We start from the raw sequence: 18140 nt of genomic DNA, 5'->3' as shown, positions 1-18140 counted from the left end.
GGGAAAAATGTGTTGCGGTAGAACACCAATGGCAACTATGCTGGATGGAAGAGAACTCTGGAACGACAAGGTCCAAAGTTTAAACTAAACTGACAATTTCGGTCCCATCAGAAAGGCGGACTGTCAGATCAAGTATGAACCACTACAAATAAAGGCTGAGCATGCATGCTCAGCCTTTATGTTTGTGGTGTCTGGGGATGCCCGTAAGGCAATGGCGGGCGCTTACCATTTTACTCCCTTGAATATTACATCATTGCGTATGTTCTTTTTGTGTTTGGCGACTAAATTAAACATTGAGGTAATTACTTCGTCAGTAAGATAATGGGGGGTGACTCCTATTTCAAGCAGTCCTTGATAGGTTGGGTTGTAGTAGTGATCCTCTGCTTCTTTTCTCGGGTTTTCGAGTTGTTGAATTTCAACATCGTAACCAAGTGCAGTTCCTACCCGCTGAACCTGCGCTGCAATTTCGTTTACGGAAAATAGTTCCATTACCTGATTGTAAATTCTCAGTTCTCCTGCTTTGGCCGGAGAAAGAGCTACTTTTTCAACACATTGCAATGTGTCTTTGATGTTTAAATAGCCTCTGGTCTGTCCGCCTTTTCCATAAACTGTTAACGGATATCCCGTAACAGCCTGAACAACGAATCTGTTTATCACAGTACCAAAAATCTCGTCATAATTGAAAATGGTACTTAAACGTTCGTCAATAGCCGACTCTTCTGTTTCAAGCCCGTAGACAGGGCCCTGCATCAGATCAGTAATTTTTAAGCCCCACATGCGTACGCAGAACCACATGAGATCTGTGTCCATGATTTTAGTTGTGTGGTAAAGCGAAGAAGCTTGCCGCGGGAAGAGAAATTTATCTTTACGCCCTTTGTGTTCTATCTCAAGCCATCCTTCCTCGATGTCGATGTTCGGGGTGCCGTATTCTCCCATGGTTCCTATGTGAACAACATGTGTTTCCGGACTTAAATCGCGCAGGGCAAACATTAGGTTGTTTGTTACCAGAAGGTTGTTGGAAACAGTTTTGTTTGCATATTTGTAGTTCAGTAGAGAGTACGGTGCAGATGGTTGCTCTGCATAATGAAAAACAGAGTCGGGTGCTCCGCTGTATGAGTGATCTACGGCCCAGTCGTATTTTACGGTGCCGCTGAATAATGAGCGCATCATCTCCGGACAAGTAAGGTCTGCTATGACGACTTTGATCTCAAGTCCTGTTTTTTCGTTCCATATTTTTGCCCGCTCCTGTAAAGTGGGAAGAGGGTAGAGCATGCCTACGTCGAGTTCTGTGCATGCGTTGCGACGCATGTAGTTGTCGACAACAGTTACCTGATGTCCGCGCTTAGACAGATACATTGCAGTCGGCCAGCCTAAATAGCCGTCTCCGCCAAGGATTAATGCGTTCATGGTTTTGCTTCCTTTTTTGCTCAGTCTTTAAGGTTTGGTCGGATTCTGATTTATTCGGGCTCTTCAAGCAGATCGTAGTTCAAGAGAAAATCTTTCAGCTCAGAGCGTGTTAAGGCCGTTTCGTTTGCTGAATTATATGGTCGTGTGACAGTTGAGGACATTATACCAGAATATTCATAGGAAATGTTTTTATAAAGATCTCTGAAGGCCGGGAGAATTGCGAAATAATTTTTCAGTTCAAGTGTTCTGCGGGTCTCTTCAATGTTCATGAGTTCTTCATAAAGTTTTTCGCCGGGCTTTGAGCCGATAATATCTATTTCAATGTTGTCTGGGTTGTTACCATAGCGCGGTGCGAGCTCTTCTAACATTACCTTTGCAAGATCGTAGATGCGGATAATCGGCATTTTGGTGACAAAAACTTCGCCGCCTTTTGCATATTCAACTGAATCGATAACCTGCTTGGTTGCCTGGTTGATGCTCATGATGAAGCGTGTCATGTCCGGGTCGGTTAAGGTTACTTTTTCGCCTTTTTTTATCTGTTCCCGAAAGATGGGGATAACCGAGCCTCTGGACCCTAAAACATTACCAAAGCGTGTTGAAGCAAATATAGGACCTTTGCGCGTGGAGCTGTTGGCCGCGGTAATGAGCCGTTCACCCATTAATTTGGAGGTTCCCATAACATTGGTCGGGTTGACGGCTTTATCTGAGCTTGTAAAAATTACTTTTTCAACGTTGCATTCACTTGCTGCATCAATGATATTCTTGACTCCCAGGATGTTTGTCTGCACTGCCTCGAAAGGGGATCTTTCACAAAGAACAACATGTTTATACGCAGCCGCATGAAACAATATATCTGCGCCAAGGCATTTTTGGGCTAATGCATCTTTATCCCTGACATCTGTAAGAAAGAAGTTGGCATTTGGATAATCTATGTATTGCTGTTCCATGAAGAAAAGTTCAGACTCATTGTTGTCCAGTCCAATCAGTTCTTTGACATTATATACATTCAGTAATTGGTTTATGAGTTCTGATCCGATTGTTCCACATGCCCCGGTAACAAGAGCAATTTTATTTTCAAAGTATGAGTGAGTCATATAATGTTTCCTGTAATATGTTGTATATGGGGATATCTATAGCCTGATGCAAAGTCTATCAGATTGCAGTGTTGTGCTGTACGTATCATTTCAGAATGATTAATTGGATATTGTGTAAAATGTCATTCTGGATAATTTTGTCTTTGCTTTATTTTTGCGATTTTACCCCGTAAAGAGCTTCGCGTATATCAAGATAGCAGTCATCATTGCCGTTGTTCCATCTGCATGGTTTGTTGATTGGCGGATATGAATCCTTTATTTCTTGCATTGCTGCCAGGAATTTTTCCTGATCATTGAATATAGGGATAACCTTATTGATGTTGTCCCAGTTTAAAAACCAGTCGGGGAAACGGTAAACAGCGAAGGTTTTAAAAGCTTCTGCCCGTATCTCACGACTTAGGTCTAAGCGGAACCACCATGGATGAAGAGAAGTAATTTCTTCTTTACTGGAAAGGTTTGAGATGTCGCTTAATCCTGGTCTCCGGCAGGCGTGCCGGTATAGAAAAAGAGGGCTGTCCGTAGCAACAGAAGTCCAGCCGTTTTCAGCCAGACTTATCCATATTTCCGCATCTTCCCTATTGGTTAGGTCTTCACGATATCGTCCTAGCTGTTCCAGGGCACAACGCCGAAGCATGGAAGAGCTTGGAGACGGAGATATCATAATTGATCTTGCAAAGTTGTATTCATCGCTCCATGCAACATGGTTGTCCTCACCGAAAACAAGTGTTTTAGGGGTAATCCATGCGACACGTGGGTTCTTTTCCATGAGGCTGATGCTCTCGGCAAAATAGTCGGGAGTGATCATGTCATCCGAGTCAAGGGTGACCACAAATTCTCCGTCACTTTCCTTTATGCCTCTGTTGCGGGTGCCGCCTTTGCCCCTGTTTTTCTGGGTGACGAGTTTGATTCGGCTGTCATCCAGTTCTTTTACAAGCTTTTCGGCTACCTTGTAGGAGTTGTCTGTTGAACCGTCATTGATGATAATGAGTTCCCAGTTTGTCCATGTCTGCCTGATGACAGAGGTCACGGCCTCTTCAAGGTATTGGCCCTGATTGAACAGGGGAATAATTACACTTACCTTTTCCGGGCCGGAAATGGAGTGATCTTTCAAGGGAAAATTAAGGGCTATTTGCTTATACAGTCTCATCAGAGCCGGGCGCTCGCTCACGACGCTGAAACTTGTTTCCATCATCTGGCGGGCACTTTCTGTCTCTCCTGAGAAAAGCGCAAGCAGGCAGTATTGGAAAACATGGCGGTCATAATCTTCAACAGATTCCAGAACTCCACTTTGCAGTTTTTTAAAGATCTCTATTGTCTGTGCAATATGGTATTGATAAATATCGGTGAGTTCTTTGACTGGAAGAATCGTAAATTCCCGTTCAAAAAAAAGTTTCTGATACTTTTCGAGAATTTTGTTTTCTTCGTCCATGATGCGCTGTTCATTCTTTTTCTGAAAAGTCTTTGAACTGGCCGGAATTTTTGGGATGTGCGCAGGGGGCAGATATTTGATTTTTGCCTGCAAAGAGAGTCTGAGCAGCAGTTCCGGCAGAGCGAAGAAAAATAAATCTTCGTGGAGAACTGTTGCATGCGGTTGAAGCAGGTCATTTCGTAAAACTGTCAGAAGTGGGTAAAAAGGATTTTGCAGTATATCCAGAACAAAGGAACTTGCTGACGGGGGATTGTTGAAAGTCTCACCGACAACGGCAAGACCGTATTCGGGGTTGTTTTTTAAATCCGCGATGGCAGAAGGGATGGCTTCTTCGGAAAGTTCCAGTCTTCCGTCAAAAATAATTGTCAGTCCTGCAGAGTGCCGGGTTAGCACTTTTTGCAGGGCTTTTTCCAGAACGAGTGCGGATGATGACAGTTCGGAGGCAAGACAAAGGTTTAAGCGGTTTGTCTCTTCAGCAAGTTTTTGTAGCATTAAAACAGTTCGTTCAGGAAGGCCGGCAGCAGAAATTGTCAGGCGTTTATTTCCAATCCTGTCCAGTGTTGTTCTGATACGCGGTTCTGGAAGATAGGTTCCGGGAGGACAGGTCAATATGTACGAAACCGGAGTTGTCTTATTTGTCATTTTCACTGTGTTTCCTTTCTTAAAATAATTTTAAGCTACAAAATTATTTATTATACCTAATCTGAGCGATCAGCCCGCCTGACACAACATCACGGCTGGCGTCTTTCGTTTTTATTTACACTTTCATCCAGATAACAACCAAAACAATTTCACCCATTTGGTGGAGTCTGGATGTCCAAACGCAAACACAATAGATCAAAATTCATTGACGATGTCCAGACCACGAATGACTGCCTGACGGGGCGGGCTGACCTTAACCTCTCAGAGACTGTCCGTCATCTATAGGGCACTTCACAAGAGGAAATGGGGCCTTATCCCAAACACTCCTCAAGCTTCCGAACAGCCTCAGCATGCTTCTTCTCGTTCTTCCGCAATTTCTCTATATTATGCAGTTTCCAAAGCACGGCAGGAAGTTGTGCGGCGTGAGAGATTCCCAGAAGTTCCCATTCAGGATTTCCTTTTTTGACGGAGAGCAGGAATTGCTTGTCGTCATTGCTTAGGCCAGACTTGATTTCTTGGACCAGCTGAGCGCGGGTAGCTTCCAGCTTTTCAGGGCAATGATGAAATTGTCTCCACAAGGAGTAAATACACTTAATTTTAGTGTTTGGAAAAATCACTAGTCTATCAGATGATCTGTCCGCAAAGTGTCCGCAAAGTGTCCGCAAATCTGCGTACAAAACTCGGTAGTTTTAGGTGGTTTTCGGCAGTTTTGGAAATGGGCTGAAATAGGGGGAGGGTGCATGAATCAAGGAATTACGGGCATTTCCGGCTGAAATTTTGATCTCCCGCCAGACAATTCGTAACCAGCAGGCCGTCGGTTCAATTCCGATCGTTGGCTCCATGGAAAAGTAAAGCCTCACAGTGTGTTAGCACATTGTGAGGCTTCTCCTGTTTGGAGTTGTACTCAGTGTAAAAAATAAAACTGACAGTCTGTGCTTTGTATGTCGCGCAATATCTATACTTACATATTGCGTTGATATTTAACGGTGATTTTTAAGGTGAATGACTGACCCTGAAGGATGCGGGGGCGTTTGACCACTCCACTTGCTGCGGCGATGGCCCGGCCTGCGGCTTTGTCCATATGTTGACTGCCTGAGGAACGGACAAGCCGTATTTCCGAAAAAGTATCATCGGGACGGATGTGGAAGAAATACTGCACATTCCCGATAAGTCCGGAAAGGTCAGCCTTTTCCGTAAGGAATTTGCGCTGTTCAACAGCCTCTCGGATCTGTTTCAGATACCGTTTTTTTGCCAATCGTTCCAACCTGCGCGCACGTTCTTCCGCATTATTTTTATCGGAATTTCTTGTAGCCCCCTGTTCAAGGACCATGGAATCAGTGGAAGAAGCCGCTGGAATATCAAAGTCAATGGGAAGAGTTATCATCTCTCCGCACATGGCCGGTTCGGGAGTCCAGTCAAACTGAATCAGGCAGAGGTGAATTAAGATGGAAGTGGCTATGCAGCAATCGAGAAGTTGGCGCGAGCTCATCGGGATTCCTTAATCTTGTCTTCCTTGCTGTTCATGGTGGCGATGACCAGATTGCCGCATTCTTCTTTGCGAACCAGATCGACAATACGGACAAAATCTTCAACTCGCGCCTGCGGTGCTGATTTGAACAGGATATGCTCCGGCTGCATGGCTGCCGGTTTGCCCGCCAGTAGGTGCAGTTCATGGCTCAGGGCGTGAAAAGTGACCGGCTGCATGTCACACAAGATCTTACCGTCCTCCCGCAATTCTATTTCCAGTGATTTTCCGGCAACAGGTTTGGCTGTCTCTGCCGAGGGCAGGTCCATTTTCATGCCTTTTGCCGTATAAACAGTGGAGACTACGAAAAAGATCAAAAGAATAAAAACAACATCCAGCAGAGGAGTCAGGTCCGGTCCGGCGGGCTGAATTTTTTGGCGGGTAAATGAAATCATGACGGAACCTGTTAGTCCTGCCGGGTGTTATAAATCAGATTGGCTGTATGCTGCATGGCAAAGGCTTCTTTTTCGTGCAGACGGCAGAACCAGCGGTGGGCGATAAGGGCCGGGATAGCTACGCTCAGTCCCGCCGCAGTGGTCAGCAGGGCCTGCCATATACCTCCGGCCAGCATGGTTATATCCACATTGCCTGAAGCTGAAAGCTTGGAAAACGCCTTAATCATGCCAAGGACTGTACCCAGCAGACCTATGAGCGGAGCGGCAGTAGCCACTGTAGCCAGAAAATCAAGGCGGCGGCTGAGGGAATATAGGGCCTCATCCCCGGCCAGTTGAATTTCCTGTTTTTTCTCAGCAGACGGCAGTTCGCTGAGAAAGGCTTTGAATATATGTAGATAGACAGGGCAGGATTCATCCACAGTCTGTAAAACCTCATCCGCTTTTTTCTGGCGGACCATGCTTAGGATTTCATTTAACCGCTTACCCTTTGGGAATCTGTTGGTGGAAAAGGCCACAAATCGTTCCGCCATGATCGCTAATGAACCAATGGAAAGAATAAGCAGCGGCCACATTATGAAACCACCCTGCTGCAAAATATTCATGAATAAACTCCTTCAAGTTTTTCCAATTCTGAAAGATCCATATCCCTGCCAATAGCTACGAGAAAGCTTTCATCATTAAACTCCCCGCCAAGGCTGGAAAATTCATATCTTCCGCATACGTATTGCACGACCAGCGGGTCATTATTTTCAGCAATTTTTACGATTCCTTTAAGCCGGAAAACATTTTCAGGCAGTGTATCCATTAACTGCTGGAGTTTTTTGCGGGGCAGAGATTCGTTAAAGGCAAAACGACGGGAGGTGAATCCTTCCATGTCGTGAGTATGCCCGGGGCGTTCCTGCGGGGGAAAGAAATCCTCTCTGGATTGTTGCTTCCGCGGATCGTTTTCATAAATTGTTCCGGGGTTGATTTCGCCGAACTCGGTGTTGACCAGCAAAGCCCGGCTGTTGAGGGTGCGCAGGTGCTCTGTCAGAGCTTCTTGTTCTTTCCGGGAGACAAGGTCGCACTTATTAAGAATTATGGTGTCGGCAGCCTTGACCTGATTCCGGGCGATGTCGCTTTCTTTAAAGAGTTGCGGTCCGTTTTCGGCATCGACCAGTGTGGTCACGGACTCAAGGCGGACAAGTGAACGGATGGTTTCTATCTCATTGAGGACATTGAAAGGATTGGCGACCCCGGTTGCCTCAAGGACAATAACCTTGGGTTTGAAGCGGGCTTTCAATTGTCTGATTCCCTTGGTGAGGCTGCCAGCCAGACTACAGCAGATGCAGCCTTCGTCTAGTTCGATGATGGAATCATCCCCTTCGAGCAGCTTGCCGTCTACCCCGGTCTGGCCGATTTCATTCTGGATAATGGCTACCAGTTCTTTGCGTGCGGCATGGTATTCCAGCAGCTGGTTCAGGAAGGTTGTCTTTCCTGCCCCCAGAAAACCGCTGATCATGATTAATGCGGGCCGGTCATCAAAAGCGTAATCATGGTCGCCTTTGTTTCCAATGGCGGCAAGGTCGTGGGTTTCCCAGAAAAGAGCTTTGTCCAAGGGGGCCGGTAAATGGTCTCTGTCTTCGGCATTCCCTGATGCTGTAGAGGTAGAGGAATGGGAGAACGCAAGACTGGGTAATGCCTCGCGTTCTCTCCAATCCAATGCGTCAGTGAGGGTAGTGGTTTTGTGGTTGCTAGGAAATTTGTTTCCCATGGCATCGTAGCCCAAGACTTTGCCCGGAGTTTCGATCCTCTCAAATCTACAGGGAGGAATTTCAAGACTGTTGGATATTGCTGCTCCCAGTACAAGCAGGAAATCCGTGGCAATAGCATGAGCCGGAATCTTTTCTTCCATCTCTCCGGGAGCAATGATCCACTGGCCGTCCTCGGTCGCCACACCGTCACGGCAGATAGATATTTTGTACTGGTCGGCGGAAAATTTCAGGGAAAAATTATTTTTGTCCGTATCAAGTTCGGCATCAACCGCTGCGATACGAAACGGAGCCGCCCACTTCTCATCAGATGAAAAGTGGCGGACGGATTCAATATAGTCGTCCTGAATGGCTGAAATATTGGCGGCAAGAGACATAGACTCCAGCAGCTCTTCATCTTTTTCGGGGAAATAATAAAGGGCAAGCAATGCACGGCAACCCGATTCTCTTTGGGTTTCCTTATCAGCACAAAACCCGAAGACTCCCGGCCTTGCACTTATTATCATGGTCCATGCTTTTTTGCCCTTGGGGCAGACCGCGATGCCTTTCCAGCCAATCATTTTTTTGAATTCATCATGCTGGCAGGCAGCCAGCATGCAGTTGACCAGAATTTCCGGCATGTTGATCAGGTGGTTCCTGTTTCGTCCGGGAGGTAATATTGAGGAAAGGTTCATGGTTGATTTACCTTGTAGGGCTGCCCTGACCATTTCATGAAAAGGTCAGGACAGCTTCCATAGGAGTGGTGGGGGCTTTAACAGCCGAAATTGATTTTGTCGCCGTTGCCGAGATAGTCCTTGGATGCTGAGCGGAAACGCGCCGTTCCGCGCACAACAGGATAACCTGCCTCGATGAATTTTTTGGCGGTGAGGTGCCCGGTGCAGTGGTTGCAGCCGATACGCTCAAAGCCCCATTCTCCAAGAGAGATTACGAGGTCGTCGTATTTGGGGTCCCAGTCATCAAAGGGCGAAATGTGCAGCCCACCGTAAATGCCGTAAAACTTATCTTTTTCATATTTAAGGTTGTTGTGTGCAAAGTCGGCAAATTTCAGGATTCCCTGATGGCAGCAGCCGGAGATAAGCACCAGACCATGGTCCTTGACGTTGAAAGCCAGAGAGGTTTCACCAAAGACGCGGTTGATGATGGGGACATCAAACTTAAGCAGTGCCATGCCGGGAATGATCTCAGTGATGGCTTTGTCTGCGATTTTCAGGTCACCCTTGTAGCCGCAGTCCTTAACATACTGGATTCCTTCTTCGTAGAAACCGTCATGCAGGTACAGAGGGATACGATTGTCATATTTCAGGGTAACAGGGAGACCCCAGAAATGGTCCCAGTGTTCATGTGAAATGAACAGAGCTTCGATTTCCTGATCACGCAGCATTTTATCAATGCCTTCACGTTTGAAGCTGTCATTCATCCATTCGTATGACCATCCGGTATCCAGCAGATATTTATGTCTGGTGCCGTCCAGTTCTTCCACTTCGATAAGGCAGGAATAACCGCCGGGATTATCCGGGTGCAGGGCCAGTTTTTTCTGGATTTCCCAAGCTTTTTCCAGATCGTGGGGCAGCAGGTCCTTGATGCTGCTGATGCCCTCTTCGTATGAACCCTGTGCGGAACCTTTACCGTTGGCAAAAGGAGCCCAGTTCAGGGTGTACTGGTTAACCAGCAGTCCCCCGGCTTCGTGGATATCACCGATGAGGTGGGCATTATTGAACCAGCTTGTTTCAGAGATATTGGTTACGCGTACGCTGCGGCAGACACCGAAATCATGCTGTTTACGCTCGGGTTTGGTTAGGTTGCTGTAAGCCATGGGAGTGTATGAATACAGCCCCATTCCAGCCATGGCACCGGCTACGACACCGGTGGCCGCACCTTTGACAAAGTCACGTCTACTTATACTTTTTTTATTACTACTCATAATTTAACTCCTTGTTCCTTGCGCTTATTCAATAATGGTGAAGTTTGCGCTGACCCAGGGCAGGACTTTGATAACGGCGAAGTAGATGATAAGTCCGCAAGCCAGACCAACGGCCAGACCTTTGGCAAGGCTGGGGGTCCATTTCACATCATCCGCTACAATTTCTTCCTTGATCTCTTCGAGTTCTTCAGGGGTTTTGGGAACGGCTTTCCATCCCGGCCATCCATCCATGAACCATACGTTGATCAGGAAGATGTTGATCAGCCAGATCATTGCGATCATGGGGAACTGCTGGGGATGTGAAAAACCTTTCTGGGTTCCAAGGAACAGGTGGGAGGTTTTGTAGTATACAACGTAAACAACTATAGCCATAACCACAGTCAGTAAGGTGCGGATGCATACATTTACAGGGCGGCTGAATTTGGTAGGCCAGTTACCGCAATAGAAGGTCAGGTAAAGACTGGGAACAAGCCAGAAAATAGCCATTTCACCAACGTGGAGCCAGCGCCAGTCCGGAGCCATGAGACGGCGGGTACCGCGAATGGTCTCACCCCAGACAAGATCCTGAGCGTAGTAGAGGAAAAAGCACAAAGCCAATGCTATGCCGATAATTCCGAAGAATGATGCGGTACGGCGCAGAGCGTCGTTTTTGATCAGGTTGAAAGGATAACGTTCCCAGATTCCTTCATATAACCAGACAACAACTGTACAGCACATGATCCAGGCAATGTGGAAGTTACCGGAAACAGTGTTTGCAAAACCTTCCCAGTATGGGGGACAAATGGCCGTAAATTTCTGCCAGGGGTAGAAAAGGATTGCCATATGCGAGTGCATGGTCAGAAAGTAAACAATCATACTGAAGAAGAAGGTAACCAGAACAATTGTTATGCCCCGTGCTGGTTGCTTCAGCTTCTGCCATGGAGCGTTTTCGCAGGCCACAACCCAGCTGGGGGAAAGCCATGATGCGATTGCTGCAAACATCATGATTGCTTCTGCAGCATATTCAATTGCATAGAAATCGGTTAGCCCCATACTTTCAAGGCGAGCCGGGTTGAAGTAGGCAATACCGAAGTTACCCAGAATTTCAATAAAGAAACCTTTGATGAGTAAAAGCATGGCCGCGACACTGACCAGAGTCAGTACTGACCCTTTGACCAACGGGTGCGTTTTTTGAAGCCATGATCTTTTAAACGGCCAGAAGTCAAAAATATATGCAAGCCAGATAAACAGGATCAGCAGCCAGCGACAGACCATGTAACCGATATACGGGGTATACATGCGCATGATGCCGCGGGGGTCCTGAAAAATCCACCAGGTTGCATAAAAGAAAGCAAAAATGATAATCGTGTTGACTAATGCTGGAATGGGACCATTCCAACGTTTTACCAACTTCCGACTCTCAAGGTAGCTGACACTACTATTATCCATGAGACTACTCCTTTGCGAGTACGCCGGGGGGATGATCAGTCCCCGTATCCCAACAGTGCTCTAATAAAGTCCAAATACAGGTTTCCGTCAGGAAACCAGTTCCTCCAATTGCCCGGGCGTAACAGTAGCCGGATCAATCCCCTTGGCCATGGCGAGCAGGAACAGTTCGTTTTCCGTTAGAGGAGTTTTTTTGCGCTCCTCCTGTTTTTGAACTGGTTTCTGCTGTTCTTCGCTTTGAGCCTTTGGTGAAATGAAACGACCGAAAAATTCTCTACGGTTCACAGGTTTTCCCTTTACGACTTTAATTCTCCGGCAGAACCAGCTGTCTGAATGTTTGAACGCAGCTTTCAGCTAGTTTTTCAGCCTGTTCGGGCTGGCCGTTTTTAAGGGCGTTGAACAGTTCTACGTGGTAGGCGAAAAGGGCATCGATCTGCACTTCGGATAATCCCATCCCGCCATGTTCAAGGCTTTGGGATGCCGTCTCAAGCTCTTTCAACAGAAGAATCAGATAACCGTTGTTGGATATTTCCGCCAAAGAAAGGAAAAATGATATGTAAACGCGGCTGATGGTTGTAAGGTCAAATTTTACAATGGCTTCGCCAAGTTTTGCTGTTGCGGATTCCAGCTTGGCCATGTCTTTTATGGAGAGGCGCAACGCTTCGTTACGAACAAGTCCCGGCACCACAATGGAAAGGGTTTCCACCAGTTGCCGACTTGCCTCCAAGTCCTTGCGTCTGCGCAGCATTTCCCAACTGAGGCTCCCTTCCTTGCATTTCAGGTAGCAGCCGCTTTTTTCTCTGATTTCGAGATAGCCCATGCTTTCAAGGTTGCAGAGAGCTTCCCTGATTGTATTACGGCTGGTCTTGAACATTTCGGCAAGGCGTCTTTCTCCGGGCAGGCGGTCGCCCACTGCGAATGTTCTGCCTTGCAGCATTGTGGTTATTTTCCGACAGAGAACAGGTCGTTGTGTAGAAGCCATATCTGGTCCAACCAGTTTTAGTGTTTTTATGAGGTGCTAATTGCTGAGAGCATTTCTAGGGGGCGTTTTTTTAAAAAACAAGTCAATTGTGATTTTTTGCACTTAAACTGGTCCAGCCAGATGTAGGGAGCGAAAAAGCTTGGTTAGTCTGCTCTTGTCTTAATGTCTGAAAATAAAGGGAAAAGTTTATAGATAAGAGAGAAGGGAGGTATAAATACAAAAACGCGATGGAAATTGTTTCCATCACGTAAAGTGTTCATTTTGGCCTTTTGGTTGGACCAGATCAGATTGATTTTAATTGAGGCAACGTTTCATGTTGGCGAGGAATTCTTCGTATACTTCATGCAACGGGGCCGCGGCATCAGCGTCATATCCGTGGCTTTTTGTGGAACAGAAAACCAGCACTCCGGTCAGGATTCCGTTATCGTAGAACGGCTGGGCGTAATATGAATGAATTCCGTGAGGAATAAAAAGAGCCCAGTCAATTGGTTTAATGCTTTTCGAAGTCTCCATTACCACATGCTTTTTAAGATTGAAGCGAACTATATTTTCGGCAATTGAGCCTTCATACGGATGAGTGCGGTTCTCGGACAGTTTTGCAAAAGGGGTTCCTGCACCAGTGACTTTAACCTTATTTTCGGAAATCGAAATATGTGAAAACATTATTGCATCGGTAGATGATCCTGTAGGTATGGTCTTAAGCATTGTTTTCAAAAGACATTTGACGGTGTTGCATTTGGCCAGTGCTTTGGAAATTCCCTTCAGGGGTAAAGTCTCATTTCCATGAACCGGGATTCCCTTACAGGTCGGGCAATCATTTTGATGGATCAGAGTGATCCAGAGCAGGTTTTCTTCATTCCGGGAGAGAGCCTGAATGTTGACCGCACATTTGTGATGCCTGTTTTGACTGTCAGTTACATTCAGTTTCCCATTCCAGCGGTCGGAAAAGATTAGGGCCTCATAAAGTTTGTGTAAATCAGCATCTGTATTGTTTCGGAAAATGTCCTGAAAATTAAGCGAAAGCAGCTTCTGCTGGTCATATTTCAGCAAATCTTCCGCAGCATTGTTGGCTGAATAAACGGATCGGTCTGAAAAACGAACAAACAAGACCGGATCTTCAATGAGGTTTATTTTGGTGGAAAGACTGGGTTTGCCTTCTGTAGTCAGGACAATATCAACCTGCGTTGAAATATCGATAAGCAGACCTATTGAGCAGGTCTGCTGTATCGGGTCTGGCATGGCGACAATCTTCAGCCATCTGGTTGAATTTTTGGCCGAATGCATACGAAATACACAGGTGGTTGCCACACGATTTCTAATCTGTTGAAAACAATTTTGAAAACGTTCCCAATCCTCTTCGAGAATCATATTGCGGGCAAGTTGCGGTTTTTGCAGAACGTCCCTTATGTTATGATTCTGGTTTGGAATTACAAAAGAGTTAAGAAAAGAAATTTTATTTTCCACAATATCAACACGCCATGCAATGGCCGGGAGCTGTTCAAGGTAGCTGGAAAAATATTTTTCCAGATCTGCACGGACTGTCTCATTTTCATTAATATGCTTAGGCATTCTGTTCCTTAAAAAATAGCTGCTCTATAAATAAATACACGATAGCTCCGTTTATACCGTCATTTAGCTGCTTGGCAAACCGGTTTTTTATTGGTCCATCCAGATTAACCGGAAAGTTCCCGCTGAGGACTGCGTGTCTTCAAATGAAAGAATACATGCAATTCGTAACCAGCAGGCCATCGGTTCAATTTGGAATTTTAGCTCCATGAAAAAGTAAAGCCTCACAGTGTGTTAGCATGTTGTGATGCTTTACTTTTTTGGGCTGCTAGGTATGAAAAATGTGTATAGAGTTTGCGTGTATTACTTGAATACTATTTACTTTTCTCCTTAATACTCCAACTTTCGGCTTTTTCCCGTGATTTCCAGAAGCGTTTGTACAGTCCCTCGGATTGCATCAGGGTTTGGTGGTTGCCTGTCTCTGCAATTCCTCCTTTGCCGTCAAGTACTATGATCTGGTCTGCCGAGGTTATGGTGGAGAGACGGTGGGCGATAATCAAAAGCGTTTTTGACTGGACAAGCCCTGCTAGAGCCGCCTGGATCAGGGCTTCGTTTTCAGGGTCCACCGATGCGGTGGCTTCATCCAGCAGGATGACCGGAGCATCTTTGAGGATTGCCCGGGCAATTGAGATCCTCTGCCGTTCTCCGCCTGAAAGCCTGTCGCCCCGTTCTCCGACGATTGTGTCGTATCCTTCAGGAAGCCCCATGATAAATTCATGGCAATACGCGGTCTTCGCTGCATTTATGATTTCTTCCCTTCCTGCTTCAGGAGCCCCGAACGCTATGTTGTTGTAGATAGTGTCGTTAAAGAGGTAGACATCCTGAAAAACCATGCTCAGGTTGTCCATAAGTATTTTTTGAGGGATTTGTTTTACGTCCCTGCCTCCTATGGAGATTGTACCGGAATCTACATTCCAGAATCTTGCGATCAGGTTGGTGATCGTGGTCTTGCCTGCTCCTGACGGTCCTACCAGCGCAGTTATTTTACCTTCCGGGACAGTAAAGCTGACATTATCGAGGATTTTTCTGTCGTGGTAGCTGAAGGTGGCATTTTTGAATTTGATTTCATGCCCTTCTGGAGCCTTCTCAATGTGAGGTTCCGGAAGCGGTTTTTGCTCGAGGATTTCTTTAACCGCAACAAGTCCCGGTTCGGCAAAGCGGTACATGCCGGATGCTCCCAGAAGTTGGCGTAAAGGGTCGTGGATTCGGGGGGCCAGAAGAATGAAGATGAGAAAAGTCTCCAGACTCAGGGAGCCTTCCAGATAAAATAATGTTGCTCCGGTCAGGACTAGCGGGGTTCCGAGGTCAAGACAGGTCAGGAATGCGAAACCGGGTGTGATGCCGGGGATGATCGATTTCAGGCTGTCTTTGTGAAATTGACGCATAGATGAATCAAGGCGTTTAAAACCGCTGCCTACATGCTGGAAAGCCTTAAGTGCTTCCATGCCTTGAATGTATTCAAGAGTGTCGGAGGTCATTCGTGCCAGAGATTTGGATCTACCATTGAATCCCTTTGCGTGTGCTTTTTGTCCACGTACGAAGAATAATATTGCCGGGGGGATCACTGCGACAAGCATTAAGGATAATCTCCAGTCCAGCCAAGGGAGGAAGAGAAGTAATGCTGCCGGGATGAAAAATACCGGAACCAGACTCGGCAGGATGTATGATGGAATCATTTGAATCATCTGCATTTCGTCCGATACCAGAGAGTTTAGCGATGCCCCTGTGGATCGTCCTTGAAACCAGCCCATAGGAAGTTTTCTAATGTGTTCTCCGATCAGTAAGCGCATGCGGGTTGAAAGCAGTGTGCCGAGGGGCCATGAAATTCGCAAAGACACAAAAGTGGTTCCCCAGTACAGCAGTGCGCAGACCAGCATTATTCCGCTATAAAAGATAATGGTTTCAGTCGTAGCGGTGCCTTTAAAAAGGGCTGTCATGATGGCGATCAGCACCACCAGCGGAACAGCTCCTATTATGGTTTCAATTATTTTGCCCAGAAGGACAACCAGTAGTTTTTGTTTGAGTTCCGGGACCAAGCCCAGAATCATTTTAAGCCCTTGTCTCATGCAATGCCTCCCTGCGGGGTCCATCCGGTGGTCGCCGTGTGGGCTTCCCATAAATCATGGTATAGTGTGCAGCGGTCTAAAAGATTTTCGTGAGTTCCCCGGTCTTCTACCGCTCCTTCTTTCATCACGATAATTTCATCGGCCCCGGTGATGGTGGACAGCCGGTGGGCTATGACTATCAGGGTTTTTCCTTTAGCCAGCCTGTTGATTGCTTCCTGAATCAGCACCTCATTTTCCGGGTCGATAAAAGCCGTTGCTTCATCCAGCACCACGATGGGGGCATCTTTCAATATGGCGCGGGCTATGGACAGCCGCTGTTTTTCCCCTCCTGAGATAAAGCAGCCCCGTTCTCCTATCCGGGTTTCGTATCCTTGAGGCAGGGCGCTGATGAAGTCATGGCAACGGGCGTCTTTTGCCGCACGGACCAGCTCTTCGTCTGTGGCGGAGGGGTTGCCCATGCGCAGGTTGGCGGCAATAGTGTCGTCGAAAAGTTGCACGTTCTGGAAGACGAAGGTCATCTGTTTCATGAGGGTCTCAGTATCAATTTCTCTGATGTCTTCCTGTCCCATGCGTATGGCTCCTGAATCAACATCCCAGAATCTGGGAATAAGCCTGGCAAGGGTTGTTTTTCCGGCCCCTGACGGCCCGACCAGAGCCATGAATCTGGCTGTTTCAACTGAAAAATGGACATTTTTCAGCACGGAAACTCCTCTTTCGTATGAAAAATCTACGGCCTCTCCGTTCAGGGGCAATGAGGGATGCCCGGAACGTTGCGCTTCCGGCAGGGGAGAGCTTTTCAATACTGACCTGATGCGGTTTTGGGCTTCGATAATTTTTTCCAGATGATGCCAGAACATGGCCAGAATCATAAGCGGGGCAGCCAGCATCGGTCCCAACAGCAGAAAAAAGGTCAGAGCCTGAATGGTCAGCTCCCCGTTAAGGTAAAGATAAGATCCGACTGGAATAATAACCAGCACAGCACTCGGGATTGCAGCATAAAAGAAGCTTAGTGATGGATGCCAGCGTTTGTTGGCTTGATCTTCTAACTGCCTACAGTCTTCTACTGCTTTGCTGTATTGTTTGAATGTATCGACAGTGTGGTTAAATGCTTTGATCAGCGGCATGCCCTGAATGTACTGAAGCATGGTGGCGTTCATATTTTCTTGTGCAGTGTACCATTCCCGCACTTCTTCCTTGCCTGTGGAAAACATTATGATTTGGCCTGCCATTCCAAGTGTAGGAAGGGCCAGCGAGGCAAGAGCCATGCGCCAGTCCACGACAAAAAGGGCCAGTGTCAGAGTCAGGGTTGATGTTATCGCCCCGAAGAATTCCGGTATGTTGTGGGCCATAAACAGCTCCAGAATCTCAATGTCTTCACACATCACCTTTTTTAATTGAGCAGCTCCCTTGCGGTTGAAGTAGCCAAGAGGAAGACGGCTTATATGCGAGGCCAACCGCACTCGCATGCCATGCAGGATGGAGTATGCGCTTTTGTGGGAAAGAATGCTTGATTGCGCGAGACAGATATTTTTCAGGATGACCGCCAGAGCACAGGTCGCCAGTAGGGGAACGAATTGCGAAAGGCTTAAATCGCTCCGGGAGGTTGTGGATATGATTTCAATGATTCGGTAGGTAATGTAATACGGGGCAATGCCCAGAAGGTTGCCGAGAAGGTTAAGCAGTGAGGACAGGATTAGGCTGTATCTGTGCCCGGCAGTCATTTTTAACAGCCATTTTGAACCCTGTCGCGTAGCGTCGTTAGCCATGGGAAAACTCCTGATGGGTGAAAAACGTTGTGTGGGGGGCGAAGGCCCCCCACGCAAGGCGATTGTTAGTGTCTAGTCCATTAAAGTCATAGATATGAATTTACGAATTTAAAAATGAAGAAAATTAATTTTTCTTCAAAATAAGTATGGATATATTTTTAGCATGTGACA

15 protein-coding genes are annotated in these 18140 nt (G+C 46.7%); all 15 read right to left on the bottom strand.

Annotated features, from left to right (window positions below; translation table 11 throughout):
- Positions 1-222: 222 nt before the first annotated feature.
- The 15 genes from D0S45_10215 to D0S45_10145 all read right to left on the bottom strand — a co-directional run bounded on the left by D0S45_10215 (position 223) and on the right by D0S45_10145 (position 17969).
- The gene (locus tag D0S45_10215) at positions 223-1407 is read right to left on the bottom strand and encodes an NAD-dependent epimerase/dehydratase family protein (GenBank protein TIH15944.1); all 1185 of its coding nucleotides are present in this window, start codon (positions 1405-1407) and stop codon (positions 223-225) included.
- A 50-nt stretch (positions 1408-1457) separates the two neighbouring features.
- Positions 1458-2501, bottom strand: a complete 1044-nt coding sequence (locus D0S45_10210) for a polysaccharide biosynthesis protein (protein ID TIH15943.1) — start codon at positions 2499-2501, stop codon at positions 1458-1460.
- 148 nt (positions 2502-2649) lie between these two features.
- Positions 2650-4578 carry a glycosyltransferase family 2 protein gene (locus D0S45_10205; protein TIH15942.1) on the bottom strand — a complete coding sequence of 643 codons (1929 nt, stop codon included), beginning with the start codon at positions 4576-4578 and terminating at the stop codon, positions 2650-2652.
- A 305-nt stretch (positions 4579-4883) separates the two neighbouring features.
- Complete coding sequence (locus tag D0S45_10200) at positions 4884-5189, bottom strand: hypothetical protein (GenBank protein TIH15941.1); 306 nt, start codon at positions 5187-5189, stop codon at positions 4884-4886.
- 344 nt (positions 5190-5533) lie between these two features.
- A complete protein-coding gene (locus D0S45_10195; protein TIH15940.1) occupies positions 5534-6061 on the bottom strand; it encodes a hypothetical protein in 528 nt (175 codons plus the stop codon).
- A complete protein-coding gene (locus tag D0S45_10190; protein TIH15939.1) occupies positions 6058-6492 on the bottom strand; it encodes a biopolymer transporter ExbD in 435 nt (144 codons plus the stop codon). The genes D0S45_10195 and D0S45_10190 overlap by 4 nt, the downstream gene beginning before the upstream one ends.
- An 11-nt stretch (positions 6493-6503) precedes the next feature.
- A complete protein-coding gene (locus D0S45_10185) occupies positions 6504-7094 on the bottom strand; it encodes a MotA/TolQ/ExbB proton channel family protein (GenBank protein ID TIH15938.1) in 591 nt (196 codons plus the stop codon).
- Positions 7091-8917, bottom strand: a complete 1827-nt coding sequence (locus tag D0S45_10180) for a GTP-binding protein (protein TIH15937.1) — start codon at positions 8915-8917, stop codon at positions 7091-7093. The genes D0S45_10185 and D0S45_10180 overlap by 4 nt, the downstream gene beginning before the upstream one ends.
- Positions 8918-8994: 77 nt before the next feature.
- Entirely contained in the window at positions 8995-10164 is a 1170-nt protein-coding gene (locus D0S45_10175; GenBank protein ID TIH15936.1) for an MBL fold metallo-hydrolase, read from the bottom strand.
- Between the two features lie 24 nt (positions 10165-10188).
- Positions 10189-11592 carry a hypothetical protein gene (locus D0S45_10170; protein TIH15935.1) on the bottom strand — a complete coding sequence of 468 codons (1404 nt, stop codon included), beginning with the start codon at positions 11590-11592 and terminating at the stop codon, positions 10189-10191.
- Between the two features lie 87 nt (positions 11593-11679).
- Positions 11680-11874, bottom strand: coding sequence for a hypothetical protein (locus D0S45_10165; protein TIH15934.1), 195 nt, complete (start codon positions 11872-11874; stop codon positions 11680-11682).
- Between the two features lie 19 nt (positions 11875-11893).
- Complete coding sequence (locus D0S45_10160) at positions 11894-12571, bottom strand: FadR family transcriptional regulator (GenBank protein ID TIH15933.1); 678 nt, start codon at positions 12569-12571, stop codon at positions 11894-11896.
- A 294-nt stretch (positions 12572-12865) separates the two neighbouring features.
- Positions 12866-14140: a diguanylate cyclase gene (locus D0S45_10155; protein ID TIH15932.1), complete on the bottom strand. Its 1275-nt coding sequence runs from the start codon at positions 14138-14140 to the stop codon at positions 12866-12868.
- A 311-nt stretch (positions 14141-14451) separates the two neighbouring features.
- Positions 14452-16254 (bottom strand): ABC transporter ATP-binding protein, encoded by a 1803-nt coding sequence (locus D0S45_10150; protein ID TIH15931.1) that lies wholly within the window; start codon positions 16252-16254, stop codon positions 14452-14454.
- Entirely contained in the window at positions 16200-17969 is a 1770-nt protein-coding gene (locus D0S45_10145) for an ABC transporter ATP-binding protein (protein ID TIH15930.1), read from the bottom strand. The genes D0S45_10150 and D0S45_10145 overlap by 55 nt, the downstream gene beginning before the upstream one ends.
- Between the last annotated feature and the right edge of the window lie 171 nt (positions 17970-18140).

This window comes from Marinifilum sp. JC120, from assembly GCA_004923195.1.
Classification (GTDB): domain Bacteria; phylum Desulfobacterota; class Desulfovibrionia; order Desulfovibrionales; family Desulfovibrionaceae; genus Maridesulfovibrio.
Note: the sequence above shows the minus strand (reverse complement) of the source record. Positions and strands in the feature narration are given on the sequence as shown.